General features: G+C 71.5%; 17 protein-coding genes and 1 pseudogene. 9 read left to right on the forward strand and 9 right to left on the reverse strand.

Annotated elements, in window-relative coordinates; all coding sequences use genetic code 11:
* Positions 1-38: 38 nt before the first annotated feature.
* From AC2YHB_RS16640 to AC2YHB_RS16655, 4 genes are all read right to left on the reverse strand, one after another.
* Positions 39-677, reverse strand: coding sequence for a hypothetical protein (locus AC2YHB_RS16640; RefSeq protein ID WP_179648267.1), 639 nt, complete (start codon positions 675-677; stop codon positions 39-41).
* A 135-nt stretch (positions 678-812) separates the two neighbouring features.
* A complete protein-coding gene (locus tag AC2YHB_RS16645) occupies positions 813-1388 on the reverse strand; it encodes a TIGR03086 family metal-binding protein (RefSeq protein WP_036549059.1) in 576 nt (191 codons plus the stop codon).
* Positions 1389-1493: 105 nt separating this feature from the next.
* The gene (locus tag AC2YHB_RS16650) at positions 1494-1928 is read right to left on the reverse strand and encodes a nucleoside deaminase (RefSeq protein ID WP_179652067.1); all 435 of its coding nucleotides are present in this window, start codon (positions 1926-1928) and stop codon (positions 1494-1496) included.
* A 26-nt stretch (positions 1929-1954) separates the two neighbouring features.
* Complete coding sequence (locus AC2YHB_RS16655) at positions 1955-2449, reverse strand: tRNA adenosine deaminase-associated protein (protein WP_036549061.1); 495 nt, start codon at positions 2447-2449, stop codon at positions 1955-1957.
* A gap of 94 nt (positions 2450-2543) precedes the next feature.
* On the opposite strand from AC2YHB_RS16655, the gene upp reads away from it, so the two are divergent.
* From upp to AC2YHB_RS16675, 4 genes are all read left to right on the forward strand, one after another.
* Positions 2544-3188, forward strand: coding sequence for a uracil phosphoribosyltransferase (gene upp / locus AC2YHB_RS16660; protein WP_036549063.1), 645 nt, complete (start codon positions 2544-2546; stop codon positions 3186-3188).
* 172 nt (positions 3189-3360) lie between these two features.
* Complete coding sequence (locus AC2YHB_RS16665; RefSeq protein WP_487354299.1) at positions 3361-4902, forward strand: Re/Si-specific NAD(P)(+) transhydrogenase subunit alpha; 1542 nt, start codon at positions 3361-3363, stop codon at positions 4900-4902.
* Between the two features lie 2 nt (positions 4903-4904).
* Positions 4905-6329 carry a Re/Si-specific NAD(P)(+) transhydrogenase subunit beta gene (pntB, locus tag AC2YHB_RS16670; RefSeq protein ID WP_487354300.1) on the forward strand — a complete coding sequence of 475 codons (1425 nt, stop codon included), beginning with the start codon at positions 4905-4907 and terminating at the stop codon, positions 6327-6329.
* A 118-nt stretch (positions 6330-6447) separates the two neighbouring features.
* A complete protein-coding gene (locus AC2YHB_RS16675; protein ID WP_036549071.1) occupies positions 6448-7038 on the forward strand; it encodes an adenylate kinase in 591 nt (196 codons plus the stop codon).
* Here the strand turns inward: AC2YHB_RS16675 and thpR are convergent.
* Positions 7008-7568 carry an RNA 2',3'-cyclic phosphodiesterase gene (thpR, locus tag AC2YHB_RS16680; RefSeq protein ID WP_051932561.1) on the reverse strand — a complete coding sequence of 187 codons (561 nt, stop codon included), beginning with the start codon at positions 7566-7568 and terminating at the stop codon, positions 7008-7010. The two genes, AC2YHB_RS16675 and thpR, sit on opposite strands and share 31 nt — an antisense overlap.
* Positions 7568-8356 (reverse strand): VIT1/CCC1 transporter family protein, encoded by a 789-nt coding sequence (locus tag AC2YHB_RS16685; RefSeq protein WP_373366946.1) that lies wholly within the window; start codon positions 8354-8356, stop codon positions 7568-7570. The genes thpR and AC2YHB_RS16685 overlap by 1 nt, the downstream gene beginning before the upstream one ends.
* A gap of 89 nt (positions 8357-8445) precedes the next feature.
* Between AC2YHB_RS16685 and AC2YHB_RS16690 the strand changes: the two genes are divergently transcribed.
* Together AC2YHB_RS16690 and AC2YHB_RS16695 are read left to right on the forward strand one after the other, a co-directional pair.
* Entirely contained in the window at positions 8446-8946 is a 501-nt protein-coding gene (locus tag AC2YHB_RS16690) for a SigE family RNA polymerase sigma factor (protein ID WP_487354301.1), read from the forward strand.
* Entirely contained in the window at positions 8946-10028 is a 1083-nt protein-coding gene (locus tag AC2YHB_RS16695) for a hypothetical protein (protein ID WP_487354302.1), read from the forward strand. Before AC2YHB_RS16690 ends, AC2YHB_RS16695 begins: the two co-directional genes overlap by 1 nt.
* 62 nt (positions 10029-10090) lie before the next feature.
* On the opposite strand, the gene AC2YHB_RS16700 is transcribed toward AC2YHB_RS16695, so the two are convergent.
* A complete protein-coding gene (locus AC2YHB_RS16700; RefSeq protein WP_036549077.1) occupies positions 10091-11236 on the reverse strand; it encodes an acyl-CoA dehydrogenase family protein in 1146 nt (381 codons plus the stop codon).
* A gap of 86 nt (positions 11237-11322) precedes the next feature.
* A complete protein-coding gene (locus AC2YHB_RS16705) occupies positions 11323-12858 on the reverse strand; it encodes an MDR family MFS transporter (protein ID WP_257026834.1) in 1536 nt (511 codons plus the stop codon).
* On the opposite strand from AC2YHB_RS16705, the gene AC2YHB_RS16710 reads away from it, so the two are divergent.
* The 3 genes from AC2YHB_RS16710 (at position 12857) to AC2YHB_RS16720 (ending at position 15477) form a co-directional block, all read left to right on the forward strand.
* Positions 12857-13486, forward strand: a complete 630-nt coding sequence (locus AC2YHB_RS16710; protein ID WP_179648272.1) for a PadR family transcriptional regulator — start codon at positions 12857-12859, stop codon at positions 13484-13486. The genes AC2YHB_RS16705 and AC2YHB_RS16710 overlap by 2 nt on opposite strands.
* 211 nt (positions 13487-13697) lie before the next feature.
* Complete coding sequence (locus tag AC2YHB_RS16715; RefSeq protein ID WP_179648273.1) at positions 13698-14723, forward strand: ATP-binding cassette domain-containing protein; 1026 nt, start codon at positions 13698-13700, stop codon at positions 14721-14723.
* A gap of 1 nt (position 14724) precedes the next feature.
* A complete protein-coding gene (locus AC2YHB_RS16720; RefSeq protein WP_179648274.1) occupies positions 14725-15477 on the forward strand; it encodes an ABC transporter permease in 753 nt (250 codons plus the stop codon).
* A gap of 372 nt (positions 15478-15849) precedes the next feature.
* Here AC2YHB_RS16720 and AC2YHB_RS16725 read toward each other — a convergent pair.
* Positions 15850-16766, reverse strand: a pseudogene (locus AC2YHB_RS16725) (hypothetical protein); the annotation flags it as partial.

The following is a 16766-nucleotide window of genomic DNA, read 5'->3' on the forward strand; positions in this document are numbered from 1 at the left end:
TCGAGGGCGGGCGGCCTCGCTGCTGCGGGGGGAGACCCTCAGTGGTTGGTGCTGCGCGGCACCGTGCGCGGGGCGAGGTACGTGACCGGACCGCTGCCGACCGGGGCGTAGGCGGCGTTGATGCTGCCGCCGTACAGGTAGCTGCCCGTGCTCGTCTCCCTCACCACCAGGGCGACGGTGTGCGTGCCCTTGGCCACCGGCACGGTGACGGTCGCCGACCCGTTGGCACCGTGGTTCTCGGAGTTCTCCGACGCGTACTGCAGGCGACGGTAGTTGCCGAGGTTGATGACCTTCCCGTCGATCTTGATCGAGTAGAAGAGCGAGCCGAGACCGGCCGTGCCGTTGAGGTCCTCGGCGTAGAGGTCGCCGGTCACCTGCAGGAAGCCCGCCTTGCTCACGGTCAGCGAACGACTCACGACGGGCGTCCAGGTCGACGACGTGAACGGTCCCGTCGCCGTCGAGACCTTGCCCCAGACGCGCGTCTCGTCGAGGACGTCGGTCGAGGTGAGGCTGTTGTCCTTGATGTCGACACCGGTGACGGTGCCGTTCTTGATCTGGGCACCGGTGATCAGGGCGCCGGCGACCGCGCCTCCGGTGCCGACGGCGAGCATGCCGAGGACCGCGAGGACCACGACGAGGGGAGAGAGGCCGGCGAACCGGCGTGAGGTGGTGGGCATGGGAGAACCTCCGGGAGGGGAGTGGGGGACGAAACGACATTCCTCCCTCACCCGCCACTCCGCCGCGGAACGGCGTTTTCTTTACCCGTCCGCCTGCGACTCCCGGCAGCGGCCCGGTGACCGACTCCGTCGCCCTCAGGCGCGGCGACCGAGCAGCGCCAGCAGCTCGACGAGCGGGGTCGCGCCCGCCGGCACCGGCAGCACCGGGCCGAAGGCAGGCCCCCGGCCCGCCGCCGCCTCGGGGGTCGAGAACGGCCGCGCGAAGGACAGGCACGCCTCGACGTCCGCGTCCGTCGCGTCGTAGGGCCGACCCAGGGCCGTCGCCAGGTCCCAGCCGTGGACGACGACCTCGTTGAGGGCCACCGCCGCCGCCACGTCACCGGGCAGGTCGACGCCGCCGGCCGCCGTCATCCCGTCGTACGCCGCCGGCTCGCGCCACGACTCTGCGAGCTCCTTCAGGTCGGCGGCGATCCGGTCGCGCCAGCCGGGCTCGAGGCGCGACGCGTCGCCGCTGCCGCCCTGCTCCGAGCCGGGGACCGGCTGCTTGCGCGCGGCGCCGGTGAAGGCGACGGCGAGGCCACCGACGTGGTCGACGAGGTCGCCGACGGAGTACTCCGGGCACGGGGTCCGCAGCGCCAGCTGCTCGTCGGTCACCGAGGCGACGAGGTCGGCCAGGGTCGAGGTGGCAGGTCCGAGATCGAGGGTCGTCATGTCCGGTACCGACCGGCTCCCGGGCCCGGACTCATCGGCCCCGGCACGGTAGTCCCTGACGAAAAGCACCGGAATCAGTCCCGTTCCGGTGCTTTTCGTCAGGGACTATCCCCGGTGGGCGGCGAAGAAGGCGTCCAGCAGCGCGGTCGACTCCTCGGCGAGGACCCCGGCGAGCACCTCGGGGCGGTGGTTGAGCCGACGGTCGCGTACGACGTCCCACAGCGACCCGACGGCACCCGCCTTCTCATCGAACGCGCCGAAGACGACGCGGTCGACCCGCGACAGCACGGCCGCGCCGGCGCACATCGTGCACGGCTCGAGGGTCACGACCAGGGTGCAGCCCGAGAGCCGCCACTCCCCCCGCGTGTACGCCGCCGCGCGCAGCGCGACGACCTCCGCGTGGCCGGTCGGGTCGCCGTCCTGCTCGCGGACGTTGCGCCCGGCGCCGATCACCCGGAGGTCCTCGTCGAGGACGACCGCGCCGATCGGGACGTCACCGAGGTCACCGGCGTCGCGGGCGTGCTGGAGCGCCTCCCGCATGCCGGGGAGCCAGGGGGTCTCCGCGCTCACGCGGAGGTGAGGCCGACGACGTCGTCGAAGAGCTCGCCGAAGCCCATGCCGCGGGCGATCTCGGACAGCATCTCGTCGGGGTAGAGCTCGTCGTCGTCGAGGACCTCGGCGAGGAACATCGCGTCGACGCCCAGGTCGCTGAGCAGCTCGAGGTCGCCGGCCGGCTCGGGGTCGTCCTCGTCGTCGACGGCGGGGAGGCCGAGGTGCTCGACGACCTCGGCGGCCAGCTCCCACTCGGAGGCGGCCGTGATGTCGGAGAGCATCACCCGGGTCTGCTGGCCGGAGACGCGGACCACCACGAAGAAGTCCTCCTCCACCGCGACCAGCCCGACGACGCCGCCGTCGCCCGGGAAGCGACGCAGCGCCGAGACGAGGGTCTCGACGTCGGTCGCGTGGTCGGGGGTCAGCTCGGCGAGCTGCCAGACGCCCTCCTCGCGGTAGGCGGCAAGCGCGAAGTCGACCGATTCGGTGGCCGGGCCGGCTGCGGACATGCAGCAAGCGTGACACGGGAAGCCCCGTGGGGCCAGAGGAATTACGCCCGGTCACCGCCTCGAAGGGAAAGTCCGTCTCATCTAGGGTTCTGCCATGCGCACCCTGGTCGTGGACCACCCGCTCGTCGCCCACAAGCTGACCGTCCTCCGCGACAAGGAGACGGACTCCCCGACGTTCCGCTCGCTCGCGGACGAGCTGGTCACCCTGCTCGCCTACGAGGCGACGCGCGACGTGCGGGTCGAGGCCGCCGACATCGTCACCCCGGTGGCCCCGACGACGGGCATCCGGCTCGCGTCGCCCCGGCCCCTCGTCGTACCGATCCTCCGGGCGGGGCTCGGCATGCTCGACGGGATGATGCGGCTGCTGCCGACCGCCGAGGTGGGCTTCCTCGGCATGGTCCGCAACGAGGAGACGCTCGAGGCGGTGACCTACGCCGAGCGGCTGCCCGACGACCTGACCGGGCGCCAGTGCTACGTGCTCGACCCGATGCTCGCGACCGGCGGCACCCTCGCGGCGGCGATCCGCTTCCTCGTCGACCGGGGCGCCGACCACATCACCGCGGTCTGCCTGCTGGCTGCGCCGGAGGGCTGCGAGCGGCTGGAGGCGGAGCTCGCCGACCTCGACATCCCGGTCACGGTCGTGACCGCGGCGATGGACGAGCGCCTCAACGACAAGGGCTACATCGTCCCGGGCCTCGGCGACGCGGGCGACCGGCTCTACGGCATCGCCGCCGGCTGAGAGCTCCCGATTGGATCGATCACAGCGCGTCGAGCGCTGCACACGGTTGCACCGCATAGATGTACGTCACACATAAGACGGCGCCCGTGAACCCGTGAGCCCTGTGTAGTTTGACCAGCGCTGTGCCCGGACCCCGGGCACCCCACTGTGTCCACTGAACGCTGGAGGCTCGATGCTCATCGGCATCCCGCGCGAGTCGAAACCGGGCGAGACCCTGGTTGCGGCAACCGCCAAGACCGTATCCCAACTGACCAACCTCGGTTACGACGTCGTCGTCGAGTCCGGCGCCGGCGTCCACGCCGACCAGCCGGACAGCGCGTTCGTCGACGCTGGCGTCCGCGTCGGTACGACGGAGGAGGTGTGGGCCGCCGACGTCGTCGTCAAGGTCAACGCCCCCACCGACGAGGAGATCGGCCGCCTCCGGCAGGGCGCCACGATCATCTCGATGATGGCGCCGGGCCGCAGCCCCGAGCTGCTGGAGAGGCTCCAGGCGCAGGGTGTCACCGCCCTCGCGATGGACGCCGTCCCGCGGATCTCGCGCGCGCAGTCGATGGACGTGCTGTCCTCGATGGCCAATGTCGCCGGCTACCGCGCCGTCGTCGAGGCCGCGCACGAGTTCGGCCGCATGTTCACCGGCCAGGTGACCGCCGCCGGCAAGATCCCGCCGGCCCGCGTGTTCGTCGTGGGCGCCGGCGTCGCCGGCCTCGCCGCGATCGGTGCCGCGTCCGCGATGGGCGCCGTGGTGCGCGCGTTCGACGTGCGCCCCGAGGTCGCCGAGCAGGTCGAGTCGATGGGCGCGCAGTTCGTCGAGCTCGACCCCACGCTCTTCGCCGAGAAGTCCTCCGACGGCTACGCCAAGGAGATGACCGAGGAGCAGGTCGCCGCGACCGCCGCGATGTACGACGAGGAGGCGCGTGCGGCCGACATCGTCATCACCACCGCGCTGATCCCGGGACGCCCGGCCCCGTCGCTGCTCACCGCCGAGACCGTCGCCGGCATGCGCAACGGCTCGGTCATCGTCGACATGGCCGCGGCCAACGGCGGCAACGCCGCCGGCACGGTCGCCGACCAGAAGGTCGTCACCGACAACGGCGTGACCATCCTCGGCTACACCGACCTCGCCGGTCGCCTCGCTGCGCAGACCTCGCAGCTCTACGGCACCAATATCGTCAACCTGCTCAAGCTGCTGACCCCGGAGAAGGACGGCAACCTGGGCCTCGACTTCGAGGACGTCGTCCAGCGCGGCATCACCGTGGTCAAGGAGGGCGAGTCGACCTGGCCGCCGCCGGCCGTGCAGGTCTCGGCCGCGCCCGCTGCCGCTCCGGCCGCCGCCGCGCCCGTCAAGGAGGCCAAGCCTCCGATGTCGGCCGGCACGAAGGTCGGCCTGGTGCTCGGCGCGATCGCGCTGTTCTGGCTGGTGAACGCGCTCGCCCCGACCGACGAGCTGCGTCGCCACTTCACCGTGCTGATGCTGTCGATCGTCATCGGCTACTACGTCATCGGCAAGGTGGCGCACGCGCTGCACACGCCGCTGATGTCGGTCACCAACGCCATCTCCGGCGTGGTCGTGGTCGGTGCGCTCGTGCAGGTCGCCACCGACGACAAGCTGGTGCTCGGCATGTCCGTGGTCGCGATCCTGCTCGCCTCGATCAATGTCTTCGGTGGGTTCGCGGTCACGCGCCGCATGCTCGCGATGTTCAGCAAGGGAGCCTGACCATGGATATCGACTCCATCACCGGAGCGGCGTACATCGTCGCTGCGCTGCTGTTCATCCTGTCGCTGGCGGGCCTGTCCCGCCACGAGTCGGCCCGCAGCGGCCTGACCTTCGGCATCGTCGGCATGGCCGTCGCGCTCGTCGCGACGGTGGCCGGGGTCATCGACGTCAGCGAGTACGTCGACGACCAGGCCCTGGTCATCATCCTGATGCTGGCCGCGATCGCCGTCGGCGGCGCGATCGGCCTGTGGCGCGCGAAGATCGTCGAGATGACCGGCATGCCGGAGCTCATCGCGGCGCTCCACTCGTTCGTCGGCCTCGCGGCCGTGCTCATCGGCTGGAACGGCCACGTCCTCGGCTCGCACGAGTCGCTGGACAGCCTGGTCAACATCCACGAGGCCGAGGTCGCGATCGGCATCTTCATCGGCGCGGTCACCTTCACCGGCTCGATCGTCGCCAACCTGAAGCTGTCGGCGAAGATGAAGTCCGCGCCGCTGATGCTGCCGGGCAAGAACTTCATCAACGTCGGCTCGCTCGTCGTGTTCGCGATCCTGACCGCGGTCTACGTCTCGCTCGACACCCACGACAACACCTCGGCCGACATCCTGCTGGGCGTCCTGACGCTGCTGGCGCTGGCGCTCGGCTGGCACCTGGTCGCCTCGATCGGCGGCGGCGACATGCCCGTCGTCGTGTCGATGCTGAACTCGTACTCCGGCTGGGCCGCGGCCGCGTCGGGCTTCCTGCTCGGCAACGACCTGCTCATCGTCACCGGTGCGCTCGTCGGCTCCTCCGGTGCCTACCTGTCCTACATCATGTGCAAGGCGATGAACCGCTCGTTCATCTCCGTCATCGCCGGTGGCTTCGGCATCGAGGCGCCCGCCGGTGACGACAAGGACTACGGCGAGCACCGCGAGATCCAGGCCGACGCCGTCGCCGAGCTCCTCGCCGGCGCGTCGTCCGTCGTGATCACGCCGGGCTACGGCATGGCGGTCGCGCAGGCGCAGTACCCCGTCGCCGACCTGACCGCGAAGCTGCGGGCCAAGGGCATCGACGTCCGCTTCGGCATCCACCCCGTCGCGGGCCGACTCCCGGGCCACATGAACGTGCTGCTCGCCGAGGCCAAGCTGCCCTACGACATCGTGCTCGAGATGGACGAGATCAACGACGACTTCGCCGACACCGACGTCGTCCTCGTCATCGGTGCCAACGACACGGTCAACCCGGCCGCGTCCGAGGACCCGACCTCCCCGATCGCCGGCATGCCGGTGCTCGAGGTCTGGAACGCCAAGGACGTCATCGTCTTCAAGCGCTCCATGGCCGCCGGCTACGCCGGTGTCCAGAACCCGCTCTTCTTCCGCGAGAACAGCCAGATGCTGTTCGGTGACGCGAAGGACCGGGTCGAGGACATCGTCCGGGCCCTGGGGTGACGTTGGGCTGACGCCTTCCTGACAGCTGTACGACGAAGGGCCCGGATCCGCGAGGATCCGGGCCCTTCGTCCGTCCGGGGCAACGTGGGTGCAGCGTCGCGCGCCGTACGGTCCGGCCATGCGACTCCTCCTGATGGGCCCGCCCGGCGCGGGCAAGGGCACCCAGTCCGCCGCCCTCGCGGCTCGCTACGGCATCCCCGCGATCGCGACCGGCGACATCTTCCGCAGCCAGGTCGCCGAGCGGACCCCGCTCGGCGTCACCGCGCAGGGCTACATGGACCGCGGTGAGTACGTCCCCGACGAGGTCACCAACGCGATGGTCGCGGTACGGCTCGGGGCCGCCGACTGCGCGAGCGGCTTCCTGCTCGACGGCTACCCGCGCACCGCCGAGCAGGTCGTCGAGCTGGACGCGATGCTGGCTGCCTCCGGCGCCTCCCTCGACGCCGTCGTGGTGCTGGCGGTCGACACCGAGGAGCTCGTCGAGCGGCTGGTCCGCCGCGCCGGCCTCGAGGGCCGCACCGACGACACCGAGCCGGTCATCCGCCGCCGGCAGGAGGTGTACGCCGAGCAGACCGCCCCGCTCGTCGCCCTCTACGCCGCGCGCGGGCTGGTCCGCGAGGTCGACGGAACCGGGACGGTCGTCGACATCGCCGCCCGGATCGACGCCGCCCTCGGGGCTCAGAGCACGATCGAGGCGAGCGTCTCGTAGCGAGGCGTACGACGAGGACCCTCGCCGAGGTGCGAGGCGACCACCTCGACCGACGACAGCGCCCAGGTGGGGCCGGCGTAGGTGTCGAGCAGGCGCACCCAGCTGGTGAGCTCGGTCGGCCGACCACCGGTGCGGGCCACCGTGAGGTGCGGCCGGAAGCGCTGGCCGTCGACCTCGATCCCGCAGGAGACCGCCGCGTTGCGGGTCCGGACGGCGAGCCGCTCGAGCAGCTCGGCGTCGCCGGCCACGCCGGTGGCGAGCACCCGGCCCTCGCTGACATTGGGGAACACGACCGACCCCGCCAGCACCAGCTCGCCGGCCGAGAGGTCGTCGAGCGACTCGGCCAGCCGGTCGACGTACTCGTCGACCTTGCGCTCGCCCGCGGACGGCATGAAGGCCAGGGTGAGGTGCATCTGCTCGGGGCGGGTCCACCGGAAGTCGGCGGCCGCCCGCCGCGGCTCGAGGAAGGCGTCGAGGTGGTCGACGGCCTCCTGCGGCGGCACCACGGCCGCGAAGACGCGCAGCGTCATCAGACCTGGGTGCCGACCAGCTGGCCGATGCCGTAGGTCACCGCCATGGCGAGCAGGCCTCCGATGACGTTGCGCACGACCGCGGCCCGCGGCGGGCCGTAGCCGAAGCGCGCACTCGCCCACCCGGTGAGCGCCAGCGCCGCCGCCACCGAGGCCACGGTGACGGCCACCCGCAGGTCCTGCGAGAAGAGCAGGATGGTCAACAGGGGCAGCAGCGCGCCGAGCGTGAAGGAGACCATCGACGCCCAGGCGGCGGTCCACGGGTTGGTGAGGTCGTCGGGGTCGATGCCCAGCTCGACCTCGGCGTGCGCCGCGAGCGCGTCCTTCTCGGTCAGCTGCTTCGCGACCTCGAGCGCCAGGTCGGGCTCGAGGCCCTTGTCGACGTACAGCCCGGCCAGCTCGGCGAGCTCGTCCTCGGGGTCCTCGCGCAGCTCGCGCCGCTCCTTGGCGAGCAGCGCCTCCTCGGAGTCGCGCTGCGTGCTGACCGAGACGTACTCCCCCGCGGCCATGCTCATCGCCCCGGCTGCGAGCCCGGCGACACCGGCGATCAGGATCGCCGTCCGGTCGCTCGTGGCCCCGGCGACACCGAGCACGATGCCCGCGGTCGACACGATGCCGTCGTTGGCGCCCAGCACCCCCGCCCGCAGCCAGTTGAGCCGGTCGTTGAGACCCGTGCCGTGGGGCTCGTCCTCGTGGGGGCCGATCGCCTCCCCTGCCATCTCCGTGTCCGCGCTGCTCACAGCTCCATGATCCCCGATCAGCGGGTCCTCATGCGACCGCGATTCCACGACGGGGCGGAAAGATGGGCAGCCATGTCGTCCCCAGGGGCGTCCCGTTCCGTCTCCACGGGCACAGGACGGAACACACAGGAGGTGTGGTGGGAGCACGCGAACGGCGCGACCGGGAGTTCACGGCCTATGTCGCCGAGCGGTCCGTGGACCTCAAGCGGACGGCGTACCTGCTGTGCGCCGACCCGCACCGGGCCGAGGACCTGGTGCAGACGGCGCTGACGAAGCTCTACGTCGCCTGGGACCGGATCGAGCGCCGCGGGGCCGTCGACGCGTACGCCCGTCAGATCCTCGTGCGTGCCGCCATCGACGAGAGCCGGCGGCCGTGGCGGCGCGAGGTCGTCACCGACCGGCCGCCCGAAGCGGCCGCGACGTCCCCCGAGTACGACGACGGGCTGGCCGCCGAGCTGGCCGCCCTGCCACCACGCCAGCGCACCGCCGTGGTGCTGCGCTACTGGAACGACCTCTCCGTCGAGGAGACCGCGCGGCTCATGGGCTGCACCCACAGCACCGTCAAGACCCAGGCCGCACGCGGGCTCGACCGGCTCCGGTCGCTGCTGGCCACCCCCACCGCCGAAGGAGGCTCCTGATGGACACCGAGCTGCGCCACCGCCTGGACCGGATGGCCGACGCGCCGGGCTTCGCCCCGGCCGACCCCACCACCGCGATCGCCGCCGGCGCCCGGGTCCGCCGGCGTCGCACCTTCACGACGGCGTTGAGCGCGGCGAGCGTGCTGGCCGTGCTCGGCCTCGGCACCGCCGCTGTCGTCACGTCGAGCAACGGCTCACCCTCGCTCGACTTCAGCGACCCCGGCACGCGTGCCGGGGCCGTGGGCGCGGGCGGTCCCGAGGACGGCTACCCCGACCTGGTCGTCGAGGTCGTGGGCACGCCGGACGACGGCACGGTCAGCATCGAGGGATTCGGCTGGCCGCTGGCGGACCAGCCGGTGGTGAGCAGCCCCGCCGGGCAGGTGTCCTTCCCCGACATCGACAAGGTCGACGCCGAGTCGATGTGCCTGCCGATGCTGAACCAGGCCGCGCCCGGGGTCCCGGACGCCGCGTGGCACCACTCGGGGGCGTGGATCGACGGCTTCCCCACACGTGCCGGGCTGATCACGGTCTTCGAGGCGGACTTCGACGGGACGACGTACGACGCGTCCTGCACCCTGCCCGGCGACGCCGTGACCGAGCGTCGGCCGGACCTGGACCGGTTGCCGTCGTCCCCGGCCGGAGTGCTCCGCCAGTGCGGCTACCTGGCCCACGTCGACCTGCGGTCGTGGCAGGTGGTCGCCGAGACCACCCGCGGCGGCACCCTGGCGGCCGCGCTGGTCGCTCCCGACGGCACCTTCGGGCGCTGCATCCTCTCGACCGACCGCCGTCAGCGCCTGGTGCAGCTGTCGAAGCGGAGGGACGACGTCGTGCTCTACACCGACTCGCCCACCGCGCTGACCCTGGTCGGGCGGACCGACCCGTCCGTCGTACGACTGCAGGTGGCGACGCCGGCCGGTGACGTGGACGTCCCGGTCGTGGCCGGGACCTATGCCGCCGTGCTCCCCTCCGGCGAGCCCACGTCGGTCACCGCGTACGACGCCGGCGGCACCGCGACGGAGGTCCCGCTGGTGGCGCCGACGCTCTGCTTCACCTCGATCGAGACCGAGAACGACGGCTGCTGAGAAGCACGGACCGGCCGCCTCCCGAGGGAGACGGCCGGTCCGGAGCAGGTGCCAGCAGGGGCTCAGAGGCCGAGGTCGCGGCCGATGAGCTCCTTCATGATCTCGTTGGAGCCGGCCCAGATCTTCGTGACGCGGGCGTCGCGCCACGCGCGGGCGACGCGGTACTCGTTCATGAAGCCGTAGCCACCGTGGATCTGCACGCAGTGGTCGAGGACCTCCGACTGGACCTGCGAGGAGTACCACTTGGCCTTGGCGGCGTCGATCGCGGTCAGCGTCTTCTGCGAGTGGTTGAGGACGCACTTGTCGATGTACGCCTCGGCCGCCTCGATCCGGGTGACCAGGTCGGCCAGCAGGAACTTGTTGTGCTGGAAGGTGCCGATCGGGACACCGAACGCCTGGCGCTCCTTGGCGTACTCGATCGTCTCGAGCAGGATCTGCTTGGCGTGCGCGACATTCGCCACCGCGCAGCCGAGGCGCTCCTGCGGCAGCTTCTGCATCATGTGGATGAAGCCCATGTTGAGCTCGCCGATGATCTCGGCGTCGGTGACCCGCACGTTCTCGAAGAACAGCTCGGCGGTGTCGGACTCCTCCATGCCGACCTTGTCGAGCTTGCGGCCGCGCGAGAAGCCCTCCATGGTCGCCTCGATGCCGAACAGGGTGATGCCCTTGGGGCCCTTCTCCGGGTCGGTGCGCACGGCGGTGACGAACAGGTCGCCGGAGTAGCCGTTGGTGATGAAGGTCTTCGAGCCGTTGATGATCCACGAGTCGCCGTCGCGGACCGCGGTGGTCTTCAGCGCCGCGAGGTCCGAGCCGCCGGACGGCTCGGTCATGCCGATGCCGAGCACGATCTCGCCGGACGCGACGCCCGGGAGCCAGCGCTGCTTCTGCTCCTCGGTGCCCAGCTCGACGATGTACGGCGCCGTGATGTCGGCGTGGATGCCGTGGCAGGTCGGGTACGCCGCACCGACCTTCGCGAGCTCCTCCTGCAGCACCGCGTTGAACCGGAAGTCGCCGGCGTCCGAGCCGCCGTACTCCTCGGGGATGCACAGGCCCAGCAGGCCCTGCTTGCCCGCCTCGAGCCAGAACTCGCGCGGGAGCGCCTTCGCGGCGATGTACTCGTCGGTGTGCGGCAGCACGGACCGGTCCACGAACTCCTTGACGGATGCGCGGAATGCCTCGTGGTCCTCGTCGTAGATCTCACGCTTCATGGGCGCGATCCTACTCGCGAGTCACATGTGCGGTCGTTGTCGTCGCGCACAAGAAAACCCGCCCGCGCATTGGTCGCGGGGACCGCTCACTCCGAGGCCGGCTCGAACCTGTTCGGCATCACCAGGCCGGCCACGACCAGGGCCAGCGAGGCCAGCAGGACGCCCACGAAGACCGCGTGCAGGGCGGGGTCGAGCACGGCGACCGGGAGCGCCTCCAGGTCCACCTCGCCCGCCGCGCGCCCACCGCCGACGCGGCTGGCGACGACGCCGTTGGCGACGGCACCGAAGACCGCGACGCCGACGGCGCTGCCCACCGAGCGGGCGAACATGTTGGTGCCGGTGGCGACCCCGCGGTTGCGCCACGCGACGGCCGACTGGGCGGCCACGATGCCCGGGCTGGCGACGTACCCCAGGCCCAGGCCGAGCACCAGGCAGCCGAGCGCGAGCAGCCACACCGGGCTGTCGGGTCCGACGAGCGCGACGATGCCGGTGCCGGCCAGGCCGAAGACGGAGCCCGCGAGCAGGCACGGCCGGAAGCCCCAGCGCACGTAGACGCGGCCGGCGGTGCTGGCGGCGATCGGCCAGCCGATCGCGAGCGCGGCGACGGCGAGACCGGCGACGATGGCGCCGGCCCCGAGGACGCGCTGGGCGTAGACGGGGACGTAGGAGGTGACGCCGAGCATCACCATGCCGACGACGAAGGCGCCGATGGTCGCAGCGTTCAGGACTCGGTCGCGGAAGACCCAGAGCGGAAGGACGGGGTCGGCGACGCGCCGCTCGACGGCGATGAAGGCGCCGAGCAGGACGGCGGCGGAGGCGAAGATCGCGACGCCGGCGGGCGACCACCACGCCCAGCGGATGCCGCCCTCCAACAGCCCGAGCAGCACCAGCACCGCAGCGGCGGCGAGCAGCACGGCCCCGGCGACGTCGATCGGGCGCCGCTCGGAACGGGCCTCGGCGGCCGCCGTCTCGTGGAACCGGCGCGCGAGCACGACCGCGGCCAGCGCGCCGAGCGGCACGTTGATCCAGAAGATCCAGCGCCACGAGAGGTGCTCGGAGAAGACCCCGCCGAGGGTCGGGCCGACGACGGCGGCGGTCGCCCAGACCCCGGCGACATAGCTCTGCGCGACGGCGCGCTCGGCCACCGAGTAGATGTCGCCCATGATCGTGACGCCCGCCGGCTGGATCGCACCCGCGCCGAGTCCCTGGACGGCCCGGAAGACGATCAGCGCGGTCATGCTCCACGACAGCGCGCACAGCACCGACCCCAGCACGAAGAGCCCGATCCCGAGCAGCATCAGCGGCTTGCGCCCGAAGACGTCGGCGAGCTTGCCGTAGATCGGGGTGGTGACGGCCTGCGCGAGGAGGTACGTCGAGAACAGCCACGGGAACTGCGTGAACCCGCCGAGGTCCTCGACGACCGCGGGCACCGCGGTGGCCAGGATCGTGGTGTCGATCGCGACCAACGCGGTGCTCAGCATGACCGAGGCGAGGATCGGACCCCGGTCGCTGCGCAGACCGACGCTCGCCCGGGTCACGGGAGCGGCGGTGGAGGACGTCACGACCAGCCGCAACCCACGACCGACGGTGACCATTCCCGCCCGCTCATAGAATCCGGCCATGGCCTCCACCGACACCCGCATGCTGCTGCTGGGTGCGGTCGCGCTCTTCGAGCCGGTCAACGGCTACCAGATCCGCCGCGAGCTGCTCTCGTGGAGCGTCGACGACTGGGCCAACCTCAACCCGGGCTCGATCTACAACGGCCTCGCGACGCTCACCCGCCAGGGCCAGCTGGTGCGCCACGACCTGGCCGACGGCGGCCGCGACGTCGCCGTCTACGAGATCTCCGACGAGGGACGCCTCGAGCTGGAGCGACTGGTCACCGCCGGCCTCGAGGAGGTCAGCGTCGCGGACCGGAAGGGCTTCAGCGCCGCCTTCGGCCTGCTGCCCCTGGTCCCGCCGGACCGTGCCCTGCGCTCCCTGGTACGACGCCGGGTGGCCCTCGAGGAGGTCGTCGCCCGCCTCGCCCAGCCCCCGGCACCCGACGCGGCGCCGCCGCACGCCCTGCGCGGCGTGGCGCTCTGGCTCGACCTCGCCGTGGCCGAGCTGGCGTGGCTGCGGGAGACGATCGAGGAGATGAGGGCCGGCCGGCTGCAGCTGGACGCGACGACGTGGACGCCGCCCGCGGACGACCCGGGCTGGCAGATGAACGCCGACCGCGAGCGCTACCGGGCCCTGCTCGGACGCTGATCGTCCGGGGGCCGGCCGGGTGGTGCGGTTCACCAACCGAATTCGTCGTCGCGCGCCGACGTACACGACAAATTCGGTTGGTGAACCGCAAAACCCGGTGACGATGAGTCCGGCCGCGTGGTGCGGTCGTACCCGGGGGCGACGTGTTGACAGCGAGGTGTTCAAGTTTGAATACTCGGATTGTTCAACCTTGACTACGAGGGGATCGACGATGATCGAAGCACGAGGACTCGTGCAGACCTTCCACACCGGGCAGGGCAAGCAGAAGCGGGAGGTGCACGCCGTCCGCGGTGTCGATCTCGACGTCGCGGAGGGCGAGGTCGTCGGCTTCCTCGGCCCGAACGGTGCCGGCAAGACCACGACCCTGCGGATGCTGACCACCCTGCTCACGCCGACGGCCGGGACCGCACGCGTCGCCGGGTACGACGTCGCGACCCGCCCCGTCGACGTACGGCGCAGCATCGGGTACTGCTCCCAGGTCGGCTCGACGTTCTCCGGCGCCTACGCCGGGGACGAGGTCGTCGACCACGGGATGCTCTACGGGATGTCGAAGAAGGCGGCCGTCGCCAAGGGCGAGGAGCTCTTCGACAAGCTGCAGCTCGAGGGGCTGTGGCGGCGGATGCCGAAGAACATGTCGGGCGGCCAGAAGCGACGCCTCGACATCGCGATGGCCCTCATCCACTCGCCGTCGCTCGTCTTCCTCGACGAGCCCACCACCGGCCTCGACCCGCAGGCGCGGATCAACCTGTGGCAGCACATCGCCGACCTGCGGGCGAAGGAGGGCGCGACCGTCTTCCTCACGACCCACTACCTCGACGAGGCCGACGCGCTGGCCGACCGGATCGTCATCATCGACCAGGGGACGATCGTCGCCAGCGACACGGCCGACAACCTCAAGGCGGCCGTCGCCGGCGACCTGGTCGACCTCGAGGTGAGCACCGACGAGCAGGTGGCGATCGCGCGCGACAAGCTCGCCACGATCAGTGGCGAGGTCGAGGTCGACGGCCACCACGTCCGCGGCCGGGTCGCCCGCGCAGGCAAGGCCGTGCCCGGCCTGCTGCGCGACCTCGACACCTCCGGCGTCGCGCTCGAGTCGATCGAGGTCGTCCGGCCCACGCTCGACGACGTCTTCCTGACCCTCACCGGCCGCTCGCTGCGCGACGCCGAGGCGGCCGCCGACGCCGCGGACGCAGCCGGCGCGGCCGGCGCCACCGAGCCCGCCCCCGAAGGAGCCTGACATGACGACCTTCCTCCGCGAGTCGTGGATCGTGTTCAACCGCCAGCTGCGGATGAACCTGCGCAATCCCGCTTGGGTCATCATCGGCATGCTGCAGCCGGTGCTCTACCTGCTGCTGTTCGGGCCGCTGCTCAAGCCGGTCATCGAGCAGCTCGGCGGCAACCAGTACACGTGGTTCGTGCCCGGCATGCTGGTCCAGCTCGGCATCTTCGGCGCCTTCTTCGCGGGCTTCTCCCTGATCGGCGAGTGGCGCGAGGGCGTCATCGAGGCCGAGCGGGTCACCCCGGCCCACCGCTCGGCCCTCCTCTTCGGGCGGCTCTACCGCGACCTGCTGCAGCTCTTCGTGCAGGCGGTGATCCTCGTCGTACTCGGCCTCGTGCTCGGGATGGACACCTCGGTCGGCGGCATCGTCGTCGGCGTCGTACTGACCCTGCTGCTCGGCGGCGCCTGTGCCGCGGCGTCCAACGCGCTGGCGCTGACCACGAAGAGCGAGGACGTGATGGCGCCCATCATCAACGTCGTGATGATGCCGGTGCTGCTGCTCAGCGGCATCCTGCTCCCGATGAGCTTCGGCGCCGGCTGGCTCGAGCGACTCAGCGACTTCATGCCGATCAAGCACGTCGTCGACGCGGTCCGCGCGTCCTTCTTCGGCGACTTCGACAGCTCGATGCTGTGGGGCGTCGGCTGGACGTTCGTGCTCTTCGGCCTGGCGGTCTGGTGGGGGACGGCGGTCTTCAAGAAGGAGAACGCCTGAGGGTCGGCGCCGGTGGCGCGCGGCGGAGGTGCGCGGCGGTGGTGCGCGGCGGTGGTGCGCGGCGGTGGTGCGCGGCGGTGTCCGGACGTCATACGAAACGGTCGTCCCGGCGCTCGACTCGTATGACGCAAACCCACCCGGGCCGCCGCCGCCGCGGGACGTCATACGAAACGGTCGCCCCGACGCTCGACTCGTATGACGCAAACCCACCCCGGCCGCCGCCACCGCCGGACGTCATACGAAACGGTCGCCCCGACGCTCGACTCGTATGACGCAAACCCACCCCGGCCGCCGCCACCGCCGGACGTCATACGAAACGGTCGCCCCGACGCTCCCTTCGTATGACGCAAACCGCGAGCGGCTCACCGGGAGTCACTCGGAGGGCGCCCCCGACGGCGACTCCTCGGCGCCGGGCAGGGCGCCGAGGCCCTTCTCGATGGTGTCGAGGTACTCCTGCAGCGGGAAGACGTCGCCGTCCGCGGGCTTCTCGATCGTCACGTCCTTGTCGAAGTCCGAGAACTCGAAGTGGTCGACGTCGCTCTCCTCGATCCGCATCAGGTAGTGCGGCTCGTCGATCCGGACGTCGAGCACCTCCCGCTGCGAGCCTTCCTTCTGCTCGATCCGGACGGTCTTCTCCCCGCCGACGGAGCTCTGGCCGACCTCGGTGGCGGTGGCGTCCTCGCGACCGTCGCGCTCGAGGAACTCGTCGAGGTCGCAGAAGGCCTCGGTGCTCTCCAGCAGGCTGTTCTCGGCCACCCACTTGTCACCGATGACGCCGAGGATGAGCGTGGTGGTGGTCGGGTCGCTGGTGCTCGCGTTCCAGAACGCCCGGTCGGCGCGGAGGTAGACGGTCTCGTCGACCCGGAGGATCTCGGCGGTGCCGCCGGACGACGCGGACTTCATCGTGCCCCGGCAGTCGCCGCTGGTCGTGGCGGTGACGTCGACGGTGATCGTGTCGCCGCCGTCCGCGAACTGGCCGCGGATGCGGGCGTTGCGGACCACCGACATGTCCTTCTCGGCGGCCTGCAGGATCTCCTTCGGCTGCAGGGCGAGGAAGTCGTCGCCACCCTTCCCGCCGGGGTCGTCGTCCCCGCCGGTCAGCAGGGCAGCGGCGATGCCGCCGGCCAGGACGACCGTGGCGGCGACGCCGCCGGCGATCCACCACGTCCGCCCCCGGCGGGTACGACGGGGGGTCGGCGTCGAGCTCAGCCACGCCGGCGGCGCCGGCACCGGGGACGGGTCGGGTGACGGCGTGGGCCGCGGGACCGAGGGCGGCCGCGGGGGTGTCG

It is taken from the genome of Nocardioides sp. SRI_004 (assembly GCF_057586415.1).